Here is a 22,103-nt window from a genome sequence, read left to right on the forward strand (position 1 = left end):
AGGGCTTAAGCTCCTAACTAAGGCTTTTATAAAGAAAACTAATATAATAATTATGTGTAGAATAGGTGCGATATGAGATATTTTTATGTCGCACCTTTTTTAGAAAGGCGGACAATATGGCACAGGAAGAGCAATATCAGATTCCTATATTTTTAATTAATGGACAGCTTGATAGTGGTAAGACAAAATTTATCGTTGATACTGTTGAGATGGGACAGTTTGAAGAAGCTCAGAAGAAGCTTTTAATCGTTTTAGAAGAAGGCGAAGAAGAGTACTCTGAAAAGTTCCTTAAAGACAACGGAATCGACATGGTTGTTCTTGAAAAAGAAGAATTCACTTATGAGAAGTTAGTTGAACTTGATAAGAAATATGATCCATGGATCGTATTAGTAGAATATAACGGTATGTGGGCTCCACAGCTTATTTACGATACAGAAAAGCCAAACGGCTGGGAAATTTATCAGGCAATTACATTAATCAATGCAGAACAGTTCCAGTTACAGTGGGCTAATATGCGTTCAATCGTAGCTGAGACAGTTAAGTTAGTAGACTTAGTTGTCTTTAATAGATGTGCTCCAGGAATGGATTTAGGTGGATTTAGACGTAGCGTTAAGGCGCTTAATCCATCACTTCAGATTGTATTTGAAGATGATAAGGGTGAGCAGGTAGCTATTTCAGAACAGTTACCTTATGATTTAAATTCTGATGTTATTGAAATTGAAGATGAAGACTATGGTATTTGGTACATGGATGTTAACGAGCGTCCAGAAGTTTATAATGGCAAGACAGTAACATTTAAGGGACAGGTTTTAAAGAACAAGTACTTTAAGGAAAAGAATTTCGTTCCAGGACGTAAAGTTATGACATGCTGCGTTGATGATACATCTTTCATCGGATATATCAGTTACTATGATAAGATTAAAGAGCTTGAGAATAAGCAGTGGGTAAAGGTAACAGCAACAATTAAGCATGAATTCCAGATGGCCTATAAGAAGAAGGGCCCTGTTCTTTACTGCTCAGAAGTTACACCATGTGAAGCTCCAAAGGAAGAATTAGTTTACTTATAAGAATACTATCCCCATCAGTTTTTGGTGGGGATTTTTCTTAAGCAAAAAATATAGATAGGTGGTAAGACTATGATACAAGATATTTATCCATTACATTTAGACAATCAATACAAAAATGCAAGTCCTAAGGACGATGACACAATCTTTTGCTTTGCAGGATCCACAGTTTTAGCAAAGGAAATAGGGGAAAATGAATTATATTTTCCACAATACAGTGAGTTTAAAGCAGGAATAGTTACCAACAACGCTGTGGATAATGTGGATAACACAGAAAATACTGATAAATATAGCTATATCTATCTCTTCTCTTTGGTGGAAAAGAAAGATAGTTATCCACAAAATAGGGGTGTTGATATTGTGGATAATGTGGATAAGTCAAGTATTGATAAGGATAGTTCCATTTATGATTCTGAAAATGTAAGAGTAGTTAAACGCTTTTTCCTTGCCTTTAAAAATAACATCGTATTAAAGGGCGACTTCTTTGGAGAGCTTGCAGATACTGATGTTCACAAGGAATATAAGTCTAGCCTAGAAGGCTTTGACTACTATGGCGTTTACAATTTTAGAACTCAGAAGGATAGAGCTCTAGCCTATGCCACTATTACTGCTTATCATCTTTACGGTTGGTATAGAGATAACAAGTTCTGTGGAAGATGTGGAAAGCTATTAGAAAGAGATGTTAAGGAACGTATGATGAAATGTCCTGTCTGTGGAAATAGCATTTATCCTAAGATTTCACCAGCTGTTATTGTGGCAATCACTAACAAAGACAAGATTTTACTTACAAAATATGCCGGCAGAACCTACACAAACTATGCATTAGTTGCAGGCTTTACAGAAATCGGTGAAACCATGGAAGATACTGTAAGACGTGAAGTTATGGAAGAAGTGGGCATTAAAGTTAAGAATATTAGATATTATAAGAGTCAGCCTTGGGGCCTCTCAGGTTCTCAGCTTTCAGGCTATTTTTGCGAGCTTGATGGAGATGATGACACAATCAAGCTTCAGGAAGAAGAGCTATCAGTTGGAACTTGGGTTGCAGCCAAAGATATTGAAGTGACTCCAGATAATGTCTCTCTAACAAGAGAAATGATCCTAAAGTTTAGAGACGATGTTCTAAACAATTAGGACCATTTGCATAATCTGTATTATTTTTCTTTTAAGTAAATATCAAGGTCAACATCGCCGTCAATGCCGTCAACGCTACCAGATTGGCTGTATTGCCACATTGTAAATTTATAAGGATAGTAAGGAGTTGTATCGTAGTTTGCAAACCACTTATCATAATCCTCTAATTCTTCTAGATTTACATTGGCGATGAAACCCTTGAGGTTTGAGTAAATCATTACATCATAACCTGCATCTTCAATAGTTTCACAAAATGTCTTAACGATTTCAGTTAATTCTTCAACGGATAAACTCTCCTGTCTTGAAGTTCCAGAAACAATTTCCTCTACATCCACAACAACTGGATAAGTAATGTTGTAAGGTTTAATTGCATCAAGAACAAATTGAGCTTCTTCCTTGGCCTCAGCAGTGTTTATAGCAGAGGTAAAGAAATAAACTCCCACATCTAAATCATTTTTAAGAGCATCACTTACATAAGTCTCAAAATTAGCATCGGCAGTAACCACGCCACCACCATAAGTTCTATAACCAACTCTTAACATGCAGTAGTCAAAACCTGCATTCTTAACCTTACTAAAATCAACATCCCCCTGATAAACGGAAAGATCCACACCAGCAACAGACTCGTAATTGTCATCCTCATAGCTGTAGTAGCCTGTCTTATCATCAATGCTAATCTTGTCATTATCAATGATTGACTTAGCCAAATTATCATTAATTTCTGCGAAATTGTAGCGGTTGTTACTTAAATAGACCACATTCTTTGTAAAAAGGGACTTTAAAATCTGGCTTGTGGAATAACCATCATTGTAGCTTTCCTTGATTTCCTCGAGCAATTCCTCCCTGCCCTCTGTTTTAATTTCATTTTCCTTATCTTTGCTTAGCTTTGTTGTAAAAACATTAATTCCTGCAAGCTGCAATCTAACTAGAATAGCCACTAAGACAAGTATTACAGCCACTAAACTAGCAATAAGGGCAATAATCTTTTTACTGTTCTTAATCATAAACTCTCCAATTCTGATAAAAATTATATATGATTACTATAACACAATAATGGAAACTTGTCTTTTTTAAAAATTTTTCTTGTAATGAAAATCTAGTGATTAGGCGGCTTTTAATGCCTTACCTGGATATATATTAAAAATTTATAGTTGACATAAAGAGAAACAGAAGGTATATTGTCATAGCACTGCCAGCTAGGAGGTAAATATTTTAATATATTTTTTAGCGGCTTTAATTCTAACAATCATATCTGTTTATTATGATTATTCATCATTTAAGATTCCCAATTTTTTAAACTTAATAGGATTTATTACCGGCACAGTTTTTGTGTTACTTGGTAAATTTTTTACAAAAGAGGAAAATACAATTAATCACTTTATCTTTGCGCTTGCAATATTTTTCCTAACATACATTATTTATATGATTGGCGGAATTGGAGCAGGAGACGTGAAACTTTATACAAATTTAGCGCTATTACTTGGCCCACTAATCTTTAAACTATTCGTGCTATCCATGATTTTCAATCTCATAATCGGAGCCATAGAAGTTCTTATGAAAAAAAGCATAACAGTTAGCAGTGCTTATGGCTTTAAACTTCACAGGATTCACTTTAGTTACGGGATTTTACTGGCCCTAATAGTCTGTCTAATAATTAGTTTATAACTTAAGATTATTCAAAAGAAAGAGGTATGAAAATGCGAAATACATGTGTAATTTATGATTCTGACGAGAATTATGCCAAGCGTTTAATGGGAGCCATAAATGAGGATAACGAAGTTCCCTATAACGCAAGAATTTTTACAAAGCAGGAAGAACTACAGGATTATTTAGAAGATGAAAAGCCTGAGGTTTTAATGCTTAATGAAGAACTCTACGAATATTACTGCGAGTCTGATAAGGCTGATAAATACGTGGTTTTATGCGAAGAAGAGATTGATAAAAAGCTGGAGGATAATAAAGATTTAGAAAATGTATCTATGGTTTGTAAGTATCAACCATCAAAAGAACTGCTCTCAAAACTTTCAAAGGGCAAGAGAAAAAATCACACAAGTCTATCTAGTAAAATTATTGGTGCCATGGGAGTTAACTCAAGTAAGCGTACTGTTCTTTCTCTTAGCCTCGCAAAAGAATTTGCAAAAAAAGGACATACACTTTTTATTAGTTTAGAAGAGTTTGCAGGTTTAGAAAACATTTTACCAAGACGCTCTAGTAAGACCTTATCAGATGCTCTTTATGCTTTTAAGCAAAACAAGATGCAGTATCATAAAAAAATCAAAGAGTGCATATCCACAATTGAAAACTTTGATTACATTCCTTCAGTGGTTTGTGCTGAGGACATTTCCTATATTGCAGTAGAGGACTTAGTTACCTTTATTCAGCTTGTGGGGGCAAGTCTTTCCTACGATTACGTAATTGTAGATATTGGAAATGGCATTAACAATCCTTGGAATTTATACGGAGCCTGCAATAGACTTTTTATGCCAAAGTCTACAGATTATTTTGATAAGGCAAGAGAGTGTTCCATGGTTTCCTACATGAATGAAAGTGGTATGGAAAAGCTGCTAGATGAAATTCGAGAAATCGATGTGGATTTAACAGAAGAATGTATGAACGAAAAGATTCTTAGTCGCATTGAATACAGTAGATCCTTTGAAGGACTTAAAGAGGTTATAGATGTTGACTAATAAAGAGGAAATTTTCAACGAACTAAAGAGAAGTATATATAGCGAACTTGATATAACAAGGGAGCTAGAAGAAAACTATATCTACGATCTAATTGATAGGAAAATCGAAAACTACAGTCAGAATAAAATAATCCCCCTTACACTAAAAGAAAGCTTAAAGCAAAGATTGTTTAACTCCATAAGAAAGCTAGATATTCTACAGGAACTTCTTGATGATGACAGCATTACAGAGATTATGATTAACGGATATCGTAACATTTTTATTGAAAAAAAGGGACAAATAATTAGATATAAGGGACAGTTTGAAAGTGATGAAAAACTAGCAGACATTGCACAAAAAATTGCGGCCATGTCCAATAGAATTGTAAATGAAAGCTCTCCCATAGTAGATACAAGACTAGAGGATGGTTCAAGAGTAAATATAGTCCTGCCACCAGTAGCTCTTAACGGTCCTGTGATTACCATCAGAAAGTTTTATGAAAGTCCCCTAAGTCTTGAAAAATTAATCGAGATAAATTCTATAACAAAAGAAGCAGCTATCTTTTTAGAAAATGCTGTAAAATCCAGATTAAATATCTTTGTCAGTGGGGGCACAGGTAGTGGAAAGACTACATTTTTAAATGCCCTATCAAACTTTATCCCAGAAGATGAAAGAGTAATAACAATTGAAGATTCCGCAGAATTACAGCTAACAAGAGTAAAAAATTTAGTAAGGCTTGAGGCTAGAAACGCCAACATCGAAGGGAAGAATGCCATAAGCATTAGAGACCTAATTAAGTCCTCCCTTCGAATGCGACCAGATAGAATCGTAGTTGGCGAGTGCAGAGGCGGCGAGGCCCTAGATATGTTGACTAGTATGAACACTGGCCACGACGGTTCCCTATCCACAGGTCATAGTAACTCCAGTGAAGATATGTTGTCTCGACTTGAAACCATGGTTTTAATGAGCGGAATTGAAATGCCACTAGATGCCATAAGGCAGCAAATCGCCTCGGCCATTGACCTAATAGTTCATTTAAAGAGGATGCGAGATAAAACAAGAAAAGTGGTGGAAATAACAGAGGTTTTAAATTATGAAGATGGAACTATCAAACTTAATCCCATATTTTTATTCAAAGAAGAAGGGGAGGACGAAGAAGGTAAGATTCTTGGAAGCCTTCAAAGAACAAATAACAAACTTATGGCTAAAAAATCTAGACAAGTCAGAAATTGATGCCTTGATGCTAGTTAAGGTCTTAGCCACAATCCTAATAATTTCCCTAGCCTTTTATGGAAGTCTTATTTTTTCAATTTTTCTAATTCCCTTAGGCATCTATCTATTAAAGGAAGAAATCAAAATCAAGAAAGAATCAAGAAATAATGCCTATTTAGGAAAGTTTAAGGAGGCGTTACTTTCCATAAGTTTTGCTCTTGATGTAGGTTACTCCATTGAGAATGCCTTTCGTGAGGCCCTTGTGGAACTAGAGAAAACATTTGGCAAGGAAGATGAGATTAGCCGGGACTTTTACAATATCGTTAGGCGCCTTGATAGGAATGAAAATATAGAAGATTTGTTATCAGACTTTGCCAGCAAACAGAAAAGTGAAGACATAAATTATTTCGTAGAAGTCTTTAGATATGCCAAAAGAACCGGCGGCAATTTAATTGAAATTATTAAAAACACCACAAAGCAAATCAGCGAAAAGTGGGCGGTGGCAAATGAAATCAAAACCCAGATTAGTGCTAAGAAGATGGAACAAAGAATCATGAGTTACATTCCTATTGTGATTATATTTTACTTAAAACTAACCACAAGAGGCTATCTTGACTGCCTATATTTTAATCCCTTAGGCATAATCATAATGACCATCTGCCTAGTGATTTATGGCATTTCAGTAAAAGTATCCAAAAGAATTATGGACATTGAAATCTAGAAAGGAGGCAAACTAGCATGAAATTAAAAACTGAAGCAAAACGAATTTTTGAAAAAATACGACATAAAATAAAGCTTAACAAGAGCTATAAAACAGCCCTCCTTATTTTTCTAGCTTTCCTAATGCTGGCTATTCTTAAAGGCATAGCCAATTCTTCAAGCACAAAGATTTCTGATAATAGCCTAAAAAGACCGGCGCCTGGGTCAGACGCAAGACAGGAGACGGTAGATGTCTATGATAAGTCTGGCAAGTTAATTACTAGCCTTGATTTAACCCTTGATCCAAGAAAGCTTAACGCTAGCGAGGTGGAGGAAAACTTTTTTAAGGCCTATGAAGAAATCGAAGAAAACATGCTTGCCACAAATGAGAGCCTTGATAAGGTTAAGTATAATCTAAAGCTGCAAACTAGCGCAGTTTCAGGCCTAGTTAATATCGACTGGTACTCTGATGATTTTAATATTATTAATTACAATGGCAAGGTCAGCAATGATGATTTTTTAGAAAATGAATCTAGACCGGTAGTCCTTCGCGCCGTCCTTTCCTATGACGAGTATAAGACAAGCCTAGAATACAGGATAACTGTAATAGCAAAGGATAAAAGTGAGTTATCCCTTGATAACTTAATTGCCAAGCGTATTGATAAGAATCTAGAGGAGTCTGTTAATGAAGATAAGTTTAGCCTGCCAGATAATATAGATGGTAAGGAACTTATATATAAAATTCGTAGAGAAGAAACTTCCCCTTTTTATTACATTTTCCTAGGAATAATGCTAGCGGTTTTAATAATTTATAAGGATTATGCAAAGCTAAAAGAAGATAAGGAAAATAGGATAAAGCAGATGAAATACGACTATTCAGAACTGGTTTCAAAGCTTTGTCTTTTGCTTGGTTCTGGCATGACAATTCGAATGGCCTGGACTAAGATTGCAGCAGATTATAATAGGAATTTTAAAGAGGGGAAGGCCACTAGTCATGCTATTTATGAAGAAATGTATGAGACTAGTTGTAACATGCAGGCAGGAATTCCTGAAGCCGCCTGTTATGAGGATTTTGCTAGACGAGTAAATATAAAAGAATATACAAAGTTTATTTCACTACTTGTTAGCAATTTAAAGAAAGGTAGTAAAGACCTAGTTTCTTTACTAGAAAATGAAACTCGTGAAGCTTTTGAGCTTCGAAAACAAATGGCTCTTCAAAAAGGTGAAGAGGCCTCCACAAAGCTACTAATTCCAATGATTATGATGCTAGTAATTGTAATGATTATCATTATGTTTCCGGCAGTGACGTCTTTTGGAATTTAGATAGAAAATATTTTTACAAACGAAAGGAAAAGAAAAAATGAAAAGATTTAAGAATTTTTTAAAGGAAGAAGATGGAATGGGAGTTATTGAGGTTGTGCTAATTATTGTGGTACTTATCGGCCTTGTTAGCATTTTCAAAACACAGATCACAAGCCTTGTTCAGACTCTTTTAAAGAACATGTCAGATGAAGCAAAGAATATTTAAGCCTTACCAGATTTGTGATAACCGCAAGGACAGAAACAGTGGCTCATGTAAAGCTACAAAGAAAACCCTTACGGCCCAAATCACAATTCTTGCGAGTATCTCAATCACTATTGTTTTGTCCCTACTTATAACCCTAGTTCGCTCGGCAGCAGATAGCAGGCTAAATACACAGATTAAGCAGGCTTGCATTCTCTCTGCAGAGTCGGTCTTTGCAGCCTATCACAACGACTGTCTAGAGGAGTTTGGCATATTTTTATTAAAGGATGCCAGTAAAAACGAGGCCAAGCTAAGTAAATACATAAACACTAACCTCTCAGACGTCTCCTCAAAAGTCTATCTCGATGGCCTAAATATCACGGATTATCAGTATGCCACAAGTAATTGCGGCGAGGGAGTTTACGAGGAAATCCTTAGCTACATGAAGTATGGAATTTATTCAGATCTTGTGGATTCATTTAAGAACTCAGAAGAAGAAGTGAAGCGAGCCGAGGCCACTAAGGAAATTTCTGAGGATATGGCAGGGCTTGAAGAGGATTTAGTGGAGCTTGATGTAAATGTATTGCGCCTCCTTGAGGTGGTGGAGGGTATTGATACCACAGATGATGGAGTTGTTATTAAAAATGGAAAGCCCCAGCTTGCTAAAAAATCCTACGCTAAGCGAGGGATTTACGGAGAGATTTCCATGAGCAATGCAAATATTGATAACGACAAAGTTTATAAGCTGCTAAATTCAAGTGATTATGCTTACATTAATTTAGAGGAAATCGTAGATGATATGTATATCTGCCTTGAGGAGCTTGAATTAATTACGGATGAGGAAAGTAATGCCAATGGAAATAATTCCTATGCCAATATTTTTAAAAGAGATTATGACAAGCTAGAAGAATATATAACTGATACCAAGAAGGCCAATGAGGAGGCCATGGGCTACATTAAGGCCTACTATAGTTCTCAGGATACTGCTAGTAAATCCGTGGATGACTTAACCACAAAACTTTCCAACAATAAGGAGAGTTTAGGGCAGGAGCTCTACGATAGCTTTGCAGGAGATTATGAGGAAATTAAAAATGGCGTTAAAAATAACGAGAGAAAGCTTTGCAATGTGGATCTGATTAAAGAAGCTATTACAAGCAACAACCTCTATTTAAACAATGCAGAGGATAAGCTTTCTTGTATAAAAGAGACATTAACTAAAGATAAAATAACAGAATACAAAAGCAGTCTAGATAGCATAAAATCTAATCTTTCAAAGATTTCTAATAAGAATTTAAAATTTGATTATTCACAAATTGATTTTAGTTCCTCATCATCTGGTCTATCTAAAATCAAGAAAATCATTTCCACTCTACAGGAGGGCTATTTAGGCCTGATAATTGACGATGTTTCCACAATTTCTGATAAGAGCATAAACTACAAGGATTTAGCTAATAGCTTATCAGGAGATGAGATAAAGACGGAAATTAGTTTAAAAGACACTAAAGATAACATTTTCTATAACGAGTATCTAACCATGCATTTTAAAGATGCGGCGGACTTTTTAGATGAAGATGGAAAATTGAAAAAAAGCGACACAGGGCAATTAGATTATATGATTGAATTTATTCTTTGCGGTAATTCGTCAGATAAGGAAAATCTATCTAAAACCCTATTTGAAATGTCTGGGATTAGGGAGGGCATGAATCTTGCCTACCTTTTAACAGATAGCACAAAAAAGGCGGAAGCCTACACCCTAGCCCTAAGCCTAGTTGGTTTTACTGGTTGCGAGGCAGCAGTAAGAGCAGGACAATATTTGATTCTTTCAGCCTGGGCTTATGGCGAGAGCATTATGGATCTAAGAACCTTAATGAAGGGCGGTAAAGTTCCCCTAGTAAAAACAAAAGATAACTGGCAACTAAGTCTAACTAATCTTCTAGATTCGAATTTCACCAATAATAAAAATGACGACAAAGGTCTAGCCTACGAGGATTATTTAAGAATGTTGCTCCTTGTAAAAAATTTATCTAAGAAAAATCTAGGCACCATGGCCGCCATGGAATTACAAATGATAGACATGGGCCACACAGATTTTAGAATGAAGAATTACATCGTCTCCTTTAAGGGAGAGGCAAGCTTTAAAAAGAGCAGTAAAACTTCAAGTTACAAACAAGAAATATCATATTCATATATTAACTAATGAGGCTTGAATATGCCCCTTTAAAGAAATGTGAAAGGAAATACAGATTAATGATTGATAACAATCAGCCCCGAATCAGAAAAAAACTAATGCCAAGTTTAAAAGGGGCATATTTAAAAGCTAGCGCCACAGTAGAAGGAGCTATAGTTATCCCAATAGTGCTATTTGCCATTTTGACTATAATCTACCTTCTACAGATAGTGGCCATAGAAACAAGAATTAACGCGGCTTTGTTTGAAACCGCAAGGCGCTGCTCTAGCTACGCCTATATTTATGAAAATGTAAAAGAAGACGCACATTATCTTAACAGCTTAAGCACAAGCACCAAGTCAAGCTTGGATAACACAAACAATTCTAATACACAGTCTAGCGCAAATACCATAAAAGCAATTGCCATGTCAGGAATTAATGATGGTATTTTCCTTGGAATGTTTATTGACAATTTAGGCAGTGATTTTGCTAGTAAGAACCATATAGTTGGCGGCAATGCAGGCTTTGTTCTGCTTCGCAGTTCCATTTTAAATAACAATTCTAAAATCAAAGTTTGCCTAGATTATGTAATTGATAATCCCTTTGATATATTCGGATTTAGTCTAGTTAAAAAGAAGACGGAGCTTGTAACGGATGGTTGGCTTGGTGAGGATAAGGATGCCTTTGAGGAGTTTGCCGGGGACGAGGATGATGACTATGTCTACATTACAAAAGATGGTGAAGTTTATCATAGGGATGCAAGTTGCACCTATTTAACGCGTGATGTTTTATCTAGCAGCTTTTCTAATATTGAAAATGTGAGAAATCAATCGGGGGCTAAATATTACCCTTGCGATTCTTGTAAGGCCGAGATTAATTCCGGCACAGTCTACTACACATCTTACGGAACTAGGTATCACAACTCAGAAGAGTGCAGCCAGCTACATAGAGACATTTTACGAGTACCTCTATCTAGTGTGGCAAACAGAAGACCTTGCAGCAAATGCGCAGGAGAATAAGAAGAGGTAAATTATGATAATAGAAATTATAAGAGTAAATTTTGGTCTGTTAATTAGCCTGTTTGCTTTAACAATTCTATCCTACATGGATTTAAAAAGAAAAGAAGTAAGCCTTTGGGCGCTACTAGTCTACGGTCTAATGATGATAGTAAATTTACTATGTCCATTTTTTACAAAAGACAAAATCGATTTAAAAGAGCTAATCTTAAGCTTATCATTCATGCTTATACTAATTATTATGTCTCTTTTATTCAAAGCAATTGCTATTGCAGATTCTATAACAGTAGGCTTAGTAGCCCTAACAAACGGCTTTCTTATAGCCCTTTCTAGCTTCTTTCTTGCCATGCTAGCGGCAGCAGTTTTTTCCCTCATAGGCCTAGCCCTAAAGAAATTAAAAAGAAAAGCAACAATCCCCTTTATTCCCTTTTTACTTGCTGGCTACCTAATAAGCACTATGGCTTACTTTAATTAAAGGAGGGCAAGATGAAAGGAATTTTTAAAAGAATCAAGACATTGGCAAACTTTAGATTTAAGGCAGTTTATACCCTTGAAAATGCAGTGATTGTCCCCATATTTTTTATGGTCTATATAATTTCCATAAGCGTTGCAATTTATATGCATGATAGGATTATTTTGCGAAACGCCCTAGAGCAAGCGGCAATCGAATACGAATATCGCTACATTAATGCAGCAGAAGTTAAAGATAAGAATGAAATGACAGAAGAGGAATTTGCCACAAAAGTCAAAGACTACATAGATGCAAAAACTCTCTACTTAAATGACACAGATATAAATATACAAAAGAAAGATAACAATATTAAAATCACCGCGAAGGCAAGTTTCCCTCTAGTGACAGCCTACGTGGGTAAAAGCATAAACACAAGTGAAATGATATCAGTAAACAACCCGAAAAAATGGATAAGAATTACTAAAGCCTTAAAGGAGGCAGTGGATTAATGAAGATGAATAAAAACCTAATCGAAGAAAATTTAAATATAGAATACGAAAGAGTAAACGGCCAGAGCCTAATGACCATCGAGACAGACAAGGGCTACGAAGAGGATTACCAGATTAAGATGATTGTAAAAAATCGACTTGATCACTTCCTAAAGATTAGCAACGCGTCTGTAAACAACAAACACTATTTAAAGTATGACATCAGCAAGCGTCAGCAGTTCGCCCAGTTTTATGAATATGAGAAAATGAAACTAGAAGACGTTAGATTACTTTGCTCTAACATCTCAGAAATGGTAAGACTAGTAGATGAATACATGTTAGATCTTGATTTTGTCCTACTTGACCCTAACTTTATTTACATGGATGTCATCACTAAAAATTTGAATTTTATTTACCTACCAAGTTTGAAAAACTCCAACTTTACAGATAATCTCCGCTCAGTATTTGAGTATGTCTTAGAGCACTTTGATCATTCCATGGATAAAACTAGCGTGGTATTTTTGTATGAATTTTACCAAAATATTCTCTCTAATAGCTACGACCCATATAATCTTTTAAAGCTCTACAACGAACTTCACGACAAGATGTTTGTAGAGGAAGTAAAAGCTCTTGAGCCAGACTACAATGACACTCCTCAAACTACAGATTATGAAAATGCAACAGAGCCGGAAGTGGAAAATAATTCACCGGAGCCTAAAGAAAAATATAGAAGTTATCAGGATGACTTTTATGATAATGAAGGCTTTAGTGAGGAAGGGGTAACCATTGATACAATTTCAAAGGAAGAAATCTTAATTGATGATCCTGAAAAGGAAAAACTAGAGGTCAATAAAAAGGTTCTGGCAGCAGGTATAATTTTTACAATCCTTTCTTTAATAGAAATGTTGTCTCCAAGATTAATTCCAATTGCTATCCCAAAGGCCCTAAACTTTGCATTTCTTTTAGTGGGCGTTGCTTGTATCTACTTATATAAGAAAAGCTTAGATAGCTTAAAGACAGAGCCAGCCCTTACAAAGGAAGAAATTCCTTATGTGACAAGAGAAAAGAAGACAAACTATCAAAACAAAGAAGCCTCAGCCGCTTATAAGAGCAAAACATCCCCAGTCCCAGCGCCAGAGTACAGCTATACAAGTCCAACTAAAACAAATCCAACATCTAAGACAGCCTTTAAAGTTGAGGATAACATTTCCGTTGATACAGTCCTTCTCTCGGATTTTGTAAAAAAGAGACATGCCAATAAATTCAAGTTAATTCTTGATGGGGACAGCACAGGCCTTATTGAATCAGTTCATAAAAACATGGCTTTTAAAAATCCAGAAGATGTAGAACTTGAATTAGATAAAGAAGAAATCACCCTAAAGAAATTCCCTATGGTAATGGGTAACTTTAAGGAAGTGGCAGACATTTTCTTTGACTCAAAGCTAGTTAGCAGAATGCACGCTAGCATTAAAAAAGAAGGAGAGGATTACATTTTCGAAGACCTTAATTCCTCTAACGGAAGCTTCCTAAACGGGGAAAGACTTGAAACTAGAGAAAAGAAAATTCTTAAGGATGGAGATATAATAACTATAGCATCAGTAAGTTTTAAGGTTGAAATAAGCTAGCCTTTATGCTATATTCAAGATAATAATAATAAAGTTTTGGAACAATTAAAGAATTTGGGGGATAGATTATGAGGGTAAATATTTATTATGGCGGAAGAGGTTTAGCTGATGACCCAACTTTAACAGTAATTTCAAAGATTCAGGACATTTTAGAGGAATTAAAGGTTAAGGTTGAAAGATACAATTTATACGAATTAAAAAATAAAATCACTTCACTAGGTTCAACTATAGGCGATTGCGACGGCGTGGTCCTTGCAACCACTGTGGAATGGGTAGGCATGGGCGGCTATATGCAACATTTTCTTGATAGCTGCTGGCTCTACGCAGATAAAAGCAAGGTAGAAGACGTCTACATGTTCCCAGTTGTCCTTTCAAGATGTTATGGAGAAAGAGAAGTTGTTAACGCTTTTAACAATTCTTGGGAGATCATTGGTGGAAAACTAGGGAATAGCCTAAGTGCCTATGTGGATAATGTTTCTGATTTCGAATTTAATGTAGATTACAACACCTTCATTGAAAAGTTTTCTGAAAATATATACAGAACCATCTCAAAGAAGGCTCTAACACTACCCTCAAGCACAAGTATGATTAAGAAAAATCTACTTCGAGATACAATTCATCTAACACCGCAGGAAAATGAGCAGCTTTCAAAGTTTGCGGCCGACGACACATTTGTAAAAACTCAAAAAGAAGACATCGAGTATCTATCGGCAATGTATAAGGAACTCTATGATAGCGAAAGCAAGGGCGGCGACCAATATTACATCGACGTCTTGAAAAATAATTTCAATAACAGCAGCAAATACCTAGGAAGTTACATGCTAATAATCAGCGATAAGAAAGAGCAAACAAGCATTACAGATACTTCTTCAAGCAAGAAACTAGTTATTGAAATCTCAGGTTCCAACATAGAGGTAAGCTTTGGTGAAAAGCTTGATGCAGATGTGATTGGCAAAATGGATAAAGAAACTTTTGAAAGAATTGTCAGCGGACAGACCTCTTTCCAGCGCTCATTTATGGCAGGAGACATGACCGCAAAGGGCAATCTAAAGGATTTGAAAATGTTAGACGAATTATTTATTTTTCAAAAATAGTAATATTGTAATATCCCTTTCTTTAGGTTATTATACTAAGTGTACTTTAGTAGGGTACAGTAGGTAAATGTGTACTATACAGGAAGTGCTAATAATAATAAGGGAGAAAGCACATGAAGAAAGATGATTGTATTTTTTGTAAACTTGCTAATGGAGAGATAGAGACAAACTCAATTTATGAAGATGAGCTTGTAAAGGTAATTTTTGATGCTAGTCCAGCTTCTAAGGGCCATGTTCTCATTTTACCAAAGAATCATTTTGATAACATTTATGAGTTAGATGATGAGACAGCAGCCCATATATTCAAGGTAGCTACTAAGGTGGCTAAGGCATATAATCAGGTACTTGATTTTGACGGACTTAATATCGTGCAGAATAATGGTGAGGCAGCAGGTCAAACTGTTTTCCATTTCCACATGCATATTATTCCAAGATACAAGAATGATTCTGTAAATGTGACTTGGACTCCAGGTGAAGCTACACAAGCAGATATAGATGAAATTAAGAAAAAGGTTTCTTCTTTATTGTAATTTATTACCATATTGAATATATCTAATTTTGTAGACATGTTATTTTAGTGCTTATAAATGGAGGAAGTTGGTATGATAAAATTAAGCAAAGGCGGAGCTTACCTTTTAAACGGTGTCGACATTATTGAGGATGGTGTTGATGTCTGTAAAGAAGTTGCTTCAAAGGTTGGCAGAGAAGTTTCAGTAGAAGAAGCTAAAAAGAACACAATCGCATATGGAATTTTAGAGAAGCATAATACATCAGGTAATATGGAAAAGTTAAAGATCAAGTTTGATAAGATGACTTCTCATGATATTACTTTCGTTGGTATTATTCAGACAGCAAGAGCTTCTGGACTTGAGAAGTTCCCACTTCCATATGTTTTAACAAATTGCCACAACAGTTTATGTGCTGTTGGTGGAACAATTAATGAAGATGATCACATGTTTGGACTTACAGCTGCTAAGAAGTATGGCGGAATCTATGTTCCACCTCATCAGGCAGTTATCCATCAGTTTGCTAGAGAAGAGCTCGCAGAAGCAGGCAAGATGATTCTTGGTTCTGATAGCCACACTCGTTACGGTGCTCTAGGTACAATGGCTATGGGTGAAGGTGGTCCTGAACTTGTTAAGCAGTTACTTAATAGAACTTATGATATTAACATGCCAGGGGTAGTTGCTATCTATATGACAGGCGAGCCAGCTAAGGGTGTTGGTCCTCAGGATGTGGCTCTTGCTATCATCGGCGAAGTTTTCGCAAATGGCTATGTTAAGAATAAGGTTATGGAATTCGTTGGACCTGGTGTTTCAAGTCTTTCAGCTGATTTCAGAATCGGTGTAGATGTAATGACAACAGAGACAACATGTCTTTCTTCAATTTGGAGAACAGACGATAGAATCAAGGAATTCTACGACATTCACGGAAGAAGTCAGTCATACGCTGAACTTAATCCTGGTGATGTTGCTTACTACGATGGAGTTGTATACGTTGATCTTTCAAAGATCAAGCCTATGATTGCTATGCCATTCCATCCAAGTAATACATATACAATCGAAGAAGTTAACGCTAACCTAAAGGACATCTTAGCTGATGTTGAAAAGAAGGCTTTAGTAAGTCTTGATGGTCAGGTTGACTACTCATTACAGAATAAGATTAGAGACGGCAAGTTATATGTTGATCAGGGAATTATCGCTGGTTGTGCTGGTGGTGGTTTTGAAAATATTTGCGCAGCCGCAGATATTCTAAAGGGCCGCTCAATTGGTGCAGACGAATTTACATTATCTGTATATCCAGCTTCAACACCAATCTATGTTGAACTTGCAAGAAATGGTAGATTAGCTGACCTTATGGCAACAGGTGCTATTGTTAAGACAGCATTCTGTGGACCTTGCTTTGGTGCAGGTGATACTCCAGCTAATAATGCCTTCTCAATTAGACATTCAACTAGAAACTTCCCTAACAGAGAAGGTTCTAAGTTACAAAATGGCCAGATTGCATCAGTTGCACTTATGGATGCTCGTTCTATTGCAGCAACAGCAGCTAATAAGGGTTACTTAACTTCAGCAACAGACTTAGATGTAGAATTTAGCGGTCCAACATATCATTTCGATAGCTCAATCTATGCTAATCGTGTATTTGATAGCAAGGGCGTTGCAGATCCAAGTCAGGAAATTCAGTTTGGCCCTAATATTAAGGATTGGCCAGATATGGTTTCATTACCAGAAAATCTTGTAATTAAGGTGGTATCTGAGATCCATGATCCTGTAACAACAACTGATGAACTTATTCCATCAGGTGAAACATCATCATACAGATCAAATCCACTTGGTCTTGCAGAATTTGCTCTTTCAAGAAAAGATCCTGCATATGTAGGAAAGGCTAAGGAAATCCAGAAGGCTGAAAAGGCTAGAGAAGCTGGAGAATGCATGGGTGATGCAGTACCTGAATTAAGAGAAATCATGCATACAATCAAGGAAAGCTTTGATGTATCTAAGGAAAATACAGGTGTTGGTTCTACAATCTTTGCAGTTAAGCCAGGTGATGGTTCAGCTAGAGAACAGGCTGCTTCTTGTCAGAAGGTTCTTGGCGGTTGGGCTAACATTGCTAACGAATATGCAACTAAGCGTTATAGATCAAATCTTATTAACTGGGGTATGTTGCCATTTATTATTGATAAGGGTGATTTACCATTTGCTAATGATGATTACATTTTCATTCCAAATGTACAGGATGCAATCACAAAGAAAGCTACAAGCTTTAAGGCATACGTTGTTAATAAGGGAATGAAGGAATTCGAACTTAAGATGGATGAACTTACAGATGATGAGCGCCAGATTATTTTAGATGGTTGCTTAATCAATTACTATAAGTCACATCACTAATAATCCATAAATTAGCTTGCTAATTGGCAAATTTAATTTTGCAAAAAATGGACATAATAATTTAGAAAAAGTTGAATTTCTTTCAGATTATAATTGCGATTGTTTTAAAATATTGTTACAATTTATATAATTTATAAAGGATGAGGGAGATTCTCGGTTGAGAGTCTCCCATCAGCTTTATAAGAAAACACTTTTGGCTTAGAAAGAGGGAGTGAAATATATTATGGCAGACCAGAATATACTTAATGGCGGATTAGAAATTTTAGAGCAGATTATATCTGATGTAACAGAGTATAACGACAATAGAGAGGAACTTGATGAGTTGAACGAAAGCATCAAAGCTTTATCTAGAGAAGTTAATACAGCAGAAAAAAATATTCAGACAGAAGTTACATCACGTGTAAAGGAAGGCAGCGCAAGTATAAATGCGAGCTATGATAAACTTGTTGGAGCAAGAAAAAATAAACTAAAGAAGGCTCAGTCTAAAAGAGACCAGGCTAAGATGGCAGGAGTAAAGGAACGTATTGCCGCAGAAACACAGGACTTAAAGACAGAAAATAGAGAGTTAAAGCGTCAGATAGAAAAGGCCTTTGCTCAAGAAAAGGTAAGTCTATTTTGCAATTCAAGATTATTTTTAGCATTATTTAATTCGAAAACTATGTTAGATTATGTTATCTTTGTAGCATGTGTTGCTATTGTTTTTGGCTTGATTCCATTTGGAATTTATATAAGCCCAGTTATAGATGATATATTTCTTGTTTTATATACATTTGTTGTTGCTTTAATTGTTATTCTCATCTACAAGAAGGTTAACTCAGGAATTATGGTTAATCACAGAGAATTAATAACACAGGCACAAGAAGTTAAGAATCTCATTAAGATTAATGAATTCAAAATTGAAAAAATCAGACATAGTATTAAAAAAGATAAGAATGAAGAAATGTATGGCCTAGAGTCATATGATGAGAAAATAGAAGCTATCAACAACGAGATTATTAGGATCGAAAGCGAAAGAGAAGCTGCGTGCGATGAGTTTGAGCAAAAGACTAAGACTAATATTATCTCTGAAATTGAGGGCAGATATACAGGTAAAATTGAAGAAAACAAAAATTTATTAGCATCCAAGAAAAAAGAAAGAGAAGTTCTTGAAAAGAAATTAACTGATCAGAAAATGTTTATTTCTAATAACTATGAATCTTATCTTGGAAGAGAATTCATAGATGATGAAGACAAGTTATTTGAGCTTGCAGAAATGATGAAAGAGTATGAATTTGATACAATTGGTCAGGCAATTTCTGAATTTAAGGAACTAAGATAAATAGGGAGGTCGTATGGCTGACATATTATCAGGCAAACCTAGATTCAATGGCGATAAGAATGCGCCAATTAGAAAAATAGTTCAAAAAGATTCAGAGGATAGCAATGATATTTACACAGAGGAAGAAATACGTCAAAAAGTAAGACAGCACAGAATCACACAGCTTAAGGTGGTGACGGCAGTAGTATTTGTAATTGCTTTGATAGTGCTCTTAGTTATTTACATTTTGGATAATAGAACTTATTCCTCATATAAATTGACTAAGTCAATAAGTAGAGAAGACGTGGAAACATCAGATTACATTTCCTATGGAGATGGATATTTAAGATGTAGTAGTGATGGTATTTCATATTTTACATTAGATGGAACCGCTGTATGGAATCAAACCTTTAGCATGAAGAAACCTCAGGTTAAGATTTGCGATAGCTTTATTGCTGTTGGCGATGTTAACGGTAACATGATTTATTTATTTGATAAGTCAGGTTACATAAGTGAAGTTAACACATCCCTTACAATTTCCCAGGTGGAAGTAGCAAAGGATGGCTTAGTGGTTGCAGTTCTTGAAGATAACAACGCTAACTATATTAATATGTATGACAAATCCGGTGAGAAAATCTATAGCGTAAAGACAACGCTTTCCGGAGATGGCTATCCATTTGATGTAAGCATTACAGATGATGGTACAAAACTTATGGCAGCTTACATATATGTAAGTGGAGAAGAAATTAAGAACAACATCGTATTCTATAATTTCTCTGAAGTTGGTAAAAATGAAACTGAAAGAGTTGTAGGCGGCTATGATTTCGACTCAACAATTGTTGGAGATGTGCAGTTCCTTACAGATACACTTGCAGTGGCAGTAAGCGAGAATAGCATCAGCCTATATAAGGTAAAAGAAACACCAAAGCTTTTAAAAAAGATTAGTATAGATGAAGAAATTCAAAGAATCTTTTATAGCGACAAATACATTGGTATCGTTACAGATAACACGGATTCGTCCGATTTATACAAATTAGTGGTTTATAACACATCAGGTAATGAGGTATGTGAAACAACGTTTGACACAAACTATGACACAATCCAGTTTGATGATTCAAGTATTGTTTTAAACAATGACTCATCTCTTTGTGTTATGAATATGAAGGGAAAGGTTTTAGCAAATATTTCCTTTGATTCCACAATTTCAGATGTGGTTTGCTTAGGTAAAAAAGGAAAGTATGTTATAATTAATAGAAATTACATACAAACTATAAAACTAAAATAATCTTTTCAGATTAATAAATTAAGGGAGGACAAGAAATGTTAGTAGTTATAATTTTAGCTATTTTGGTTGGATTTGCTATATGGGGTTATGCTCAAGGCGTGTTAAAGATTGCGCTTTCAATTGTTTCATTAATCGCAAGTATTTTAGTAACAACAATTTTTGCCCCAATTATTACAGAAGCAATTAAAAACAATTCTGATTTAGACAACAAGATGGAACAATCCTTCTATGAAATTTTAGGAGAGAATGAGGCGGTAAATTCTTACCTCACATCCAATGAACTTGCTAATCAGACAATAGATACATCAAAGCTTACACAAATCTCTGATAAGATGAATGAAATCATTGAACAAATCGGTGAGAAGTTCGAATTACCAGATTCACTTGTAAAAGCTCTTTCAAATAACTCATCTTCAGATATGGCATCAACAATGTCTGAGTATGGCACAACAAGTGTAAGAGATATTACATTACACATTGCAGCTACAAGCCTTACAAATATTGTATTTAACGCTTTAGTATACATGATATTAATTGTAGTTCTCTACATTATAATCAGAATGATCTTAGCATTTACTAATATCCTTGCTAAGATTCCATTTGTAGAAGGAGCTAATCAAATCCTTGGAGCAGCAGTTGGTTTATGTGAAGGCTTAATAATAGTATGGTTATTCTTTATAGTAATAACAGCTCTTGGAAACACAGAGTTTGCATCTAATCTATTATTAGATATTAATGAAAATGCAATACTAGCCTTCTTATATAATCACAACCCACTAAATACATTATTACTTACTAGAATCTTCTAGAAAATGTGTCGCTTTAATTCAAAACAAAAAATATAAGCTAGTAAATAAGCACATCTAGCTCGTAGACATAGGATTAAAAACCTATTAATTGCGAGTTAGATGTGATTTTTTTAATTGAAAAAGAAAAGAAAAATCATTATAATAGAAACACGAATCTTTAAATTGTGATTTGTAAAAATGTATATATTCTTTTGAAAAACACCATTAAAGCCTGATAAATACTGGCTTTCTTTGATTTTTTTGAAAAACTTTAAAAAAATCGCAAAAAATTAGAAAAATAGTGTTGACAGAAAGGAACTGTGGTGATAATATATACAAGTCGCTGCGATACAGCAACGACAACAAAACATCAACAAAGCCAGTAAACACGAGGCTTTGAAGATAAGAACCTTGACAACTGAACAGAATGACAACCTTGAAAATTCTTTGAAATATTCAAGCGAGTAATCAATCGTAAAACAATTTTGTTTTGAAATGATTATCCTTAATAACAGTAATGTTAAACGGAAACGAAACTATTAAGCTAGTTCGTTCAGAACTAAGCTAAGGTAAAACTTTTTATGAGAGTTTGATCCTGGCTCAGGATGAACGCTGGCGGCGTGCTTAACACATGCAAGTCGAACGAAGCAACTTATCACGATTCCTTCGGGATGACGATTTGTTGACTGAGTGGCGGACGGGTGAGTAACGCGTGGGTAACCTG

20 protein-coding genes and 1 rRNA gene are annotated in these 22,103 nt (G+C 35.3%); 20 read left to right on the forward strand and 1 reads right to left on the reverse strand.

Going from position 1 to position 22,103, the window contains the following annotated elements; genetic code table 11:
• Positions 1–116 precede the first annotated feature (116 nt).
• Entirely contained in the window at positions 117–1,067 is a 951-nt protein-coding gene (locus BLQ66_RS09645; protein WP_074521974.1) for a TIGR03943 family putative permease subunit, read from the forward strand.
• A 69-nt stretch (positions 1,068–1,136) separates the two neighbouring features.
• A complete protein-coding gene (nudC, locus tag BLQ66_RS09650; RefSeq protein WP_074521975.1) occupies positions 1,137–2,195 on the forward strand; it encodes an NAD(+) diphosphatase in 1,059 nt (352 codons plus the stop codon).
• 20 nt (positions 2,196–2,215) lie between these two features.
• Here nudC and BLQ66_RS09655 read toward each other — a convergent pair whose 3' ends face one another.
• Positions 2,216–3,199 carry a glycoside hydrolase family 25 protein gene (locus BLQ66_RS09655; RefSeq protein WP_074521976.1) on the reverse strand — a complete coding sequence of 328 codons (984 nt, stop codon included), beginning with the start codon at positions 3,197–3,199 and terminating at the stop codon, positions 2,216–2,218.
• Between the two features lie 232 nt (positions 3,200–3,431).
• On the opposite strand from BLQ66_RS09655, the gene BLQ66_RS12355 reads away from it, so the two are divergent.
• The 18 genes from BLQ66_RS12355 to BLQ66_RS09745 all read left to right on the forward strand — a co-directional run.
• Positions 3,432–3,860, forward strand: a complete 429-nt coding sequence (locus BLQ66_RS12355) for a prepilin peptidase (protein ID WP_408606428.1) — start codon at positions 3,432–3,434, stop codon at positions 3,858–3,860.
• A 32-nt stretch (positions 3,861–3,892) separates the two neighbouring features.
• Positions 3,893–4,882 (forward strand): P-loop NTPase family protein, encoded by a 990-nt coding sequence (locus tag BLQ66_RS09665; RefSeq protein ID WP_074521978.1) that lies wholly within the window; start codon positions 3,893–3,895, stop codon positions 4,880–4,882.
• Entirely contained in the window at positions 4,872–6,095 is a 1,224-nt protein-coding gene (locus BLQ66_RS09670; protein ID WP_074521979.1) for a TadA family conjugal transfer-associated ATPase, read from the forward strand. The genes BLQ66_RS09665 and BLQ66_RS09670 overlap by 11 nt, the downstream gene beginning before the upstream one ends.
• Before the next feature lie 7 nt (positions 6,096–6,102).
• Positions 6,103–6,795 (forward strand): type II secretion system F family protein, encoded by a 693-nt coding sequence (locus BLQ66_RS09675; RefSeq protein WP_074521999.1) that lies wholly within the window; start codon positions 6,103–6,105, stop codon positions 6,793–6,795.
• A gap of 17 nt (positions 6,796–6,812) precedes the next feature.
• Positions 6,813–8,096: an immunoglobulin-like domain-containing protein gene (locus BLQ66_RS09680; protein ID WP_074521980.1), complete on the forward strand. Its 1,284-nt coding sequence runs from the start codon at positions 6,813–6,815 to the stop codon at positions 8,094–8,096.
• 37 nt (positions 8,097–8,133) lie between these two features.
• Positions 8,134–8,301, forward strand: a complete 168-nt coding sequence (locus BLQ66_RS09685) for a Flp1 family type IVb pilin (RefSeq protein ID WP_074521981.1) — start codon at positions 8,134–8,136, stop codon at positions 8,299–8,301.
• The gene (locus BLQ66_RS09690) at positions 8,282–10,474 is read left to right on the forward strand and encodes a DUF5702 domain-containing protein (RefSeq protein WP_074521982.1); all 2,193 of its coding nucleotides are present in this window, start codon (positions 8,282–8,284) and stop codon (positions 10,472–10,474) included. The genes BLQ66_RS09685 and BLQ66_RS09690 overlap by 20 nt, the downstream gene beginning before the upstream one ends.
• A gap of 89 nt (positions 10,475–10,563) precedes the next feature.
• Positions 10,564–11,463, forward strand: coding sequence for a TadE family protein (locus BLQ66_RS09695; protein ID WP_180364716.1), 900 nt, complete (start codon positions 10,564–10,566; stop codon positions 11,461–11,463).
• Positions 11,464–11,476: 13 nt separating this feature from the next.
• Positions 11,477–11,935, forward strand: a complete 459-nt coding sequence (locus BLQ66_RS09700) for an A24 family peptidase (RefSeq protein WP_074521984.1) — start codon at positions 11,477–11,479, stop codon at positions 11,933–11,935.
• Between the two features lie 11 nt (positions 11,936–11,946).
• Positions 11,947–12,420, forward strand: coding sequence for a TadE family protein (locus BLQ66_RS09705; protein WP_074521985.1), 474 nt, complete (start codon positions 11,947–11,949; stop codon positions 12,418–12,420).
• A complete protein-coding gene (locus tag BLQ66_RS09710) occupies positions 12,420–14,024 on the forward strand; it encodes a DUF6382 domain-containing protein (protein ID WP_074521986.1) in 1,605 nt (534 codons plus the stop codon). The genes BLQ66_RS09705 and BLQ66_RS09710 overlap by 1 nt, the downstream gene beginning before the upstream one ends.
• A gap of 68 nt (positions 14,025–14,092) precedes the next feature.
• Positions 14,093–15,118, forward strand: coding sequence for an SCP2 sterol-binding domain-containing protein (locus tag BLQ66_RS09715; protein ID WP_074521987.1), 1,026 nt, complete (start codon positions 14,093–14,095; stop codon positions 15,116–15,118).
• 113 nt (positions 15,119–15,231) lie between these two features.
• The gene (locus BLQ66_RS09720; protein WP_027431021.1) at positions 15,232–15,648 is read left to right on the forward strand and encodes an HIT family protein; all 417 of its coding nucleotides are present in this window, start codon (positions 15,232–15,234) and stop codon (positions 15,646–15,648) included.
• A gap of 72 nt (positions 15,649–15,720) precedes the next feature.
• The gene (locus BLQ66_RS09725) at positions 15,721–18,009 is read left to right on the forward strand and encodes a hydratase (RefSeq protein WP_074521988.1); all 2,289 of its coding nucleotides are present in this window, start codon (positions 15,721–15,723) and stop codon (positions 18,007–18,009) included.
• 223 nt (positions 18,010–18,232) lie between these two features.
• On the forward strand, positions 18,233–19,327 hold the full coding sequence (locus BLQ66_RS09730) for a hypothetical protein (RefSeq protein ID WP_074521989.1): 1,095 nt from the start codon (positions 18,233–18,235) through the stop codon (positions 19,325–19,327).
• 13 nt (positions 19,328–19,340) lie between these two features.
• A complete protein-coding gene (locus BLQ66_RS09735) occupies positions 19,341–20,591 on the forward strand; it encodes a DUF5711 family protein (protein ID WP_074521990.1) in 1,251 nt (416 codons plus the stop codon).
• A 35-nt stretch (positions 20,592–20,626) separates the two neighbouring features.
• Positions 20,627–21,400: a CvpA family protein gene (locus tag BLQ66_RS09740; RefSeq protein WP_074521991.1), complete on the forward strand. Its 774-nt coding sequence runs from the start codon at positions 20,627–20,629 to the stop codon at positions 21,398–21,400.
• Positions 21,401–21,956: 556 nt separating this feature from the next.
• Positions 21,957–22,103, forward strand: a 16S ribosomal RNA gene (locus tag BLQ66_RS09745); the annotation flags it as partial.

Source organism: Lachnospira pectinoschiza (genome assembly GCF_900103815.1).
Lineage (GTDB): Bacteria > Bacillota > Clostridia > Lachnospirales > Lachnospiraceae > Lachnospira > Lachnospira pectinoschiza_B.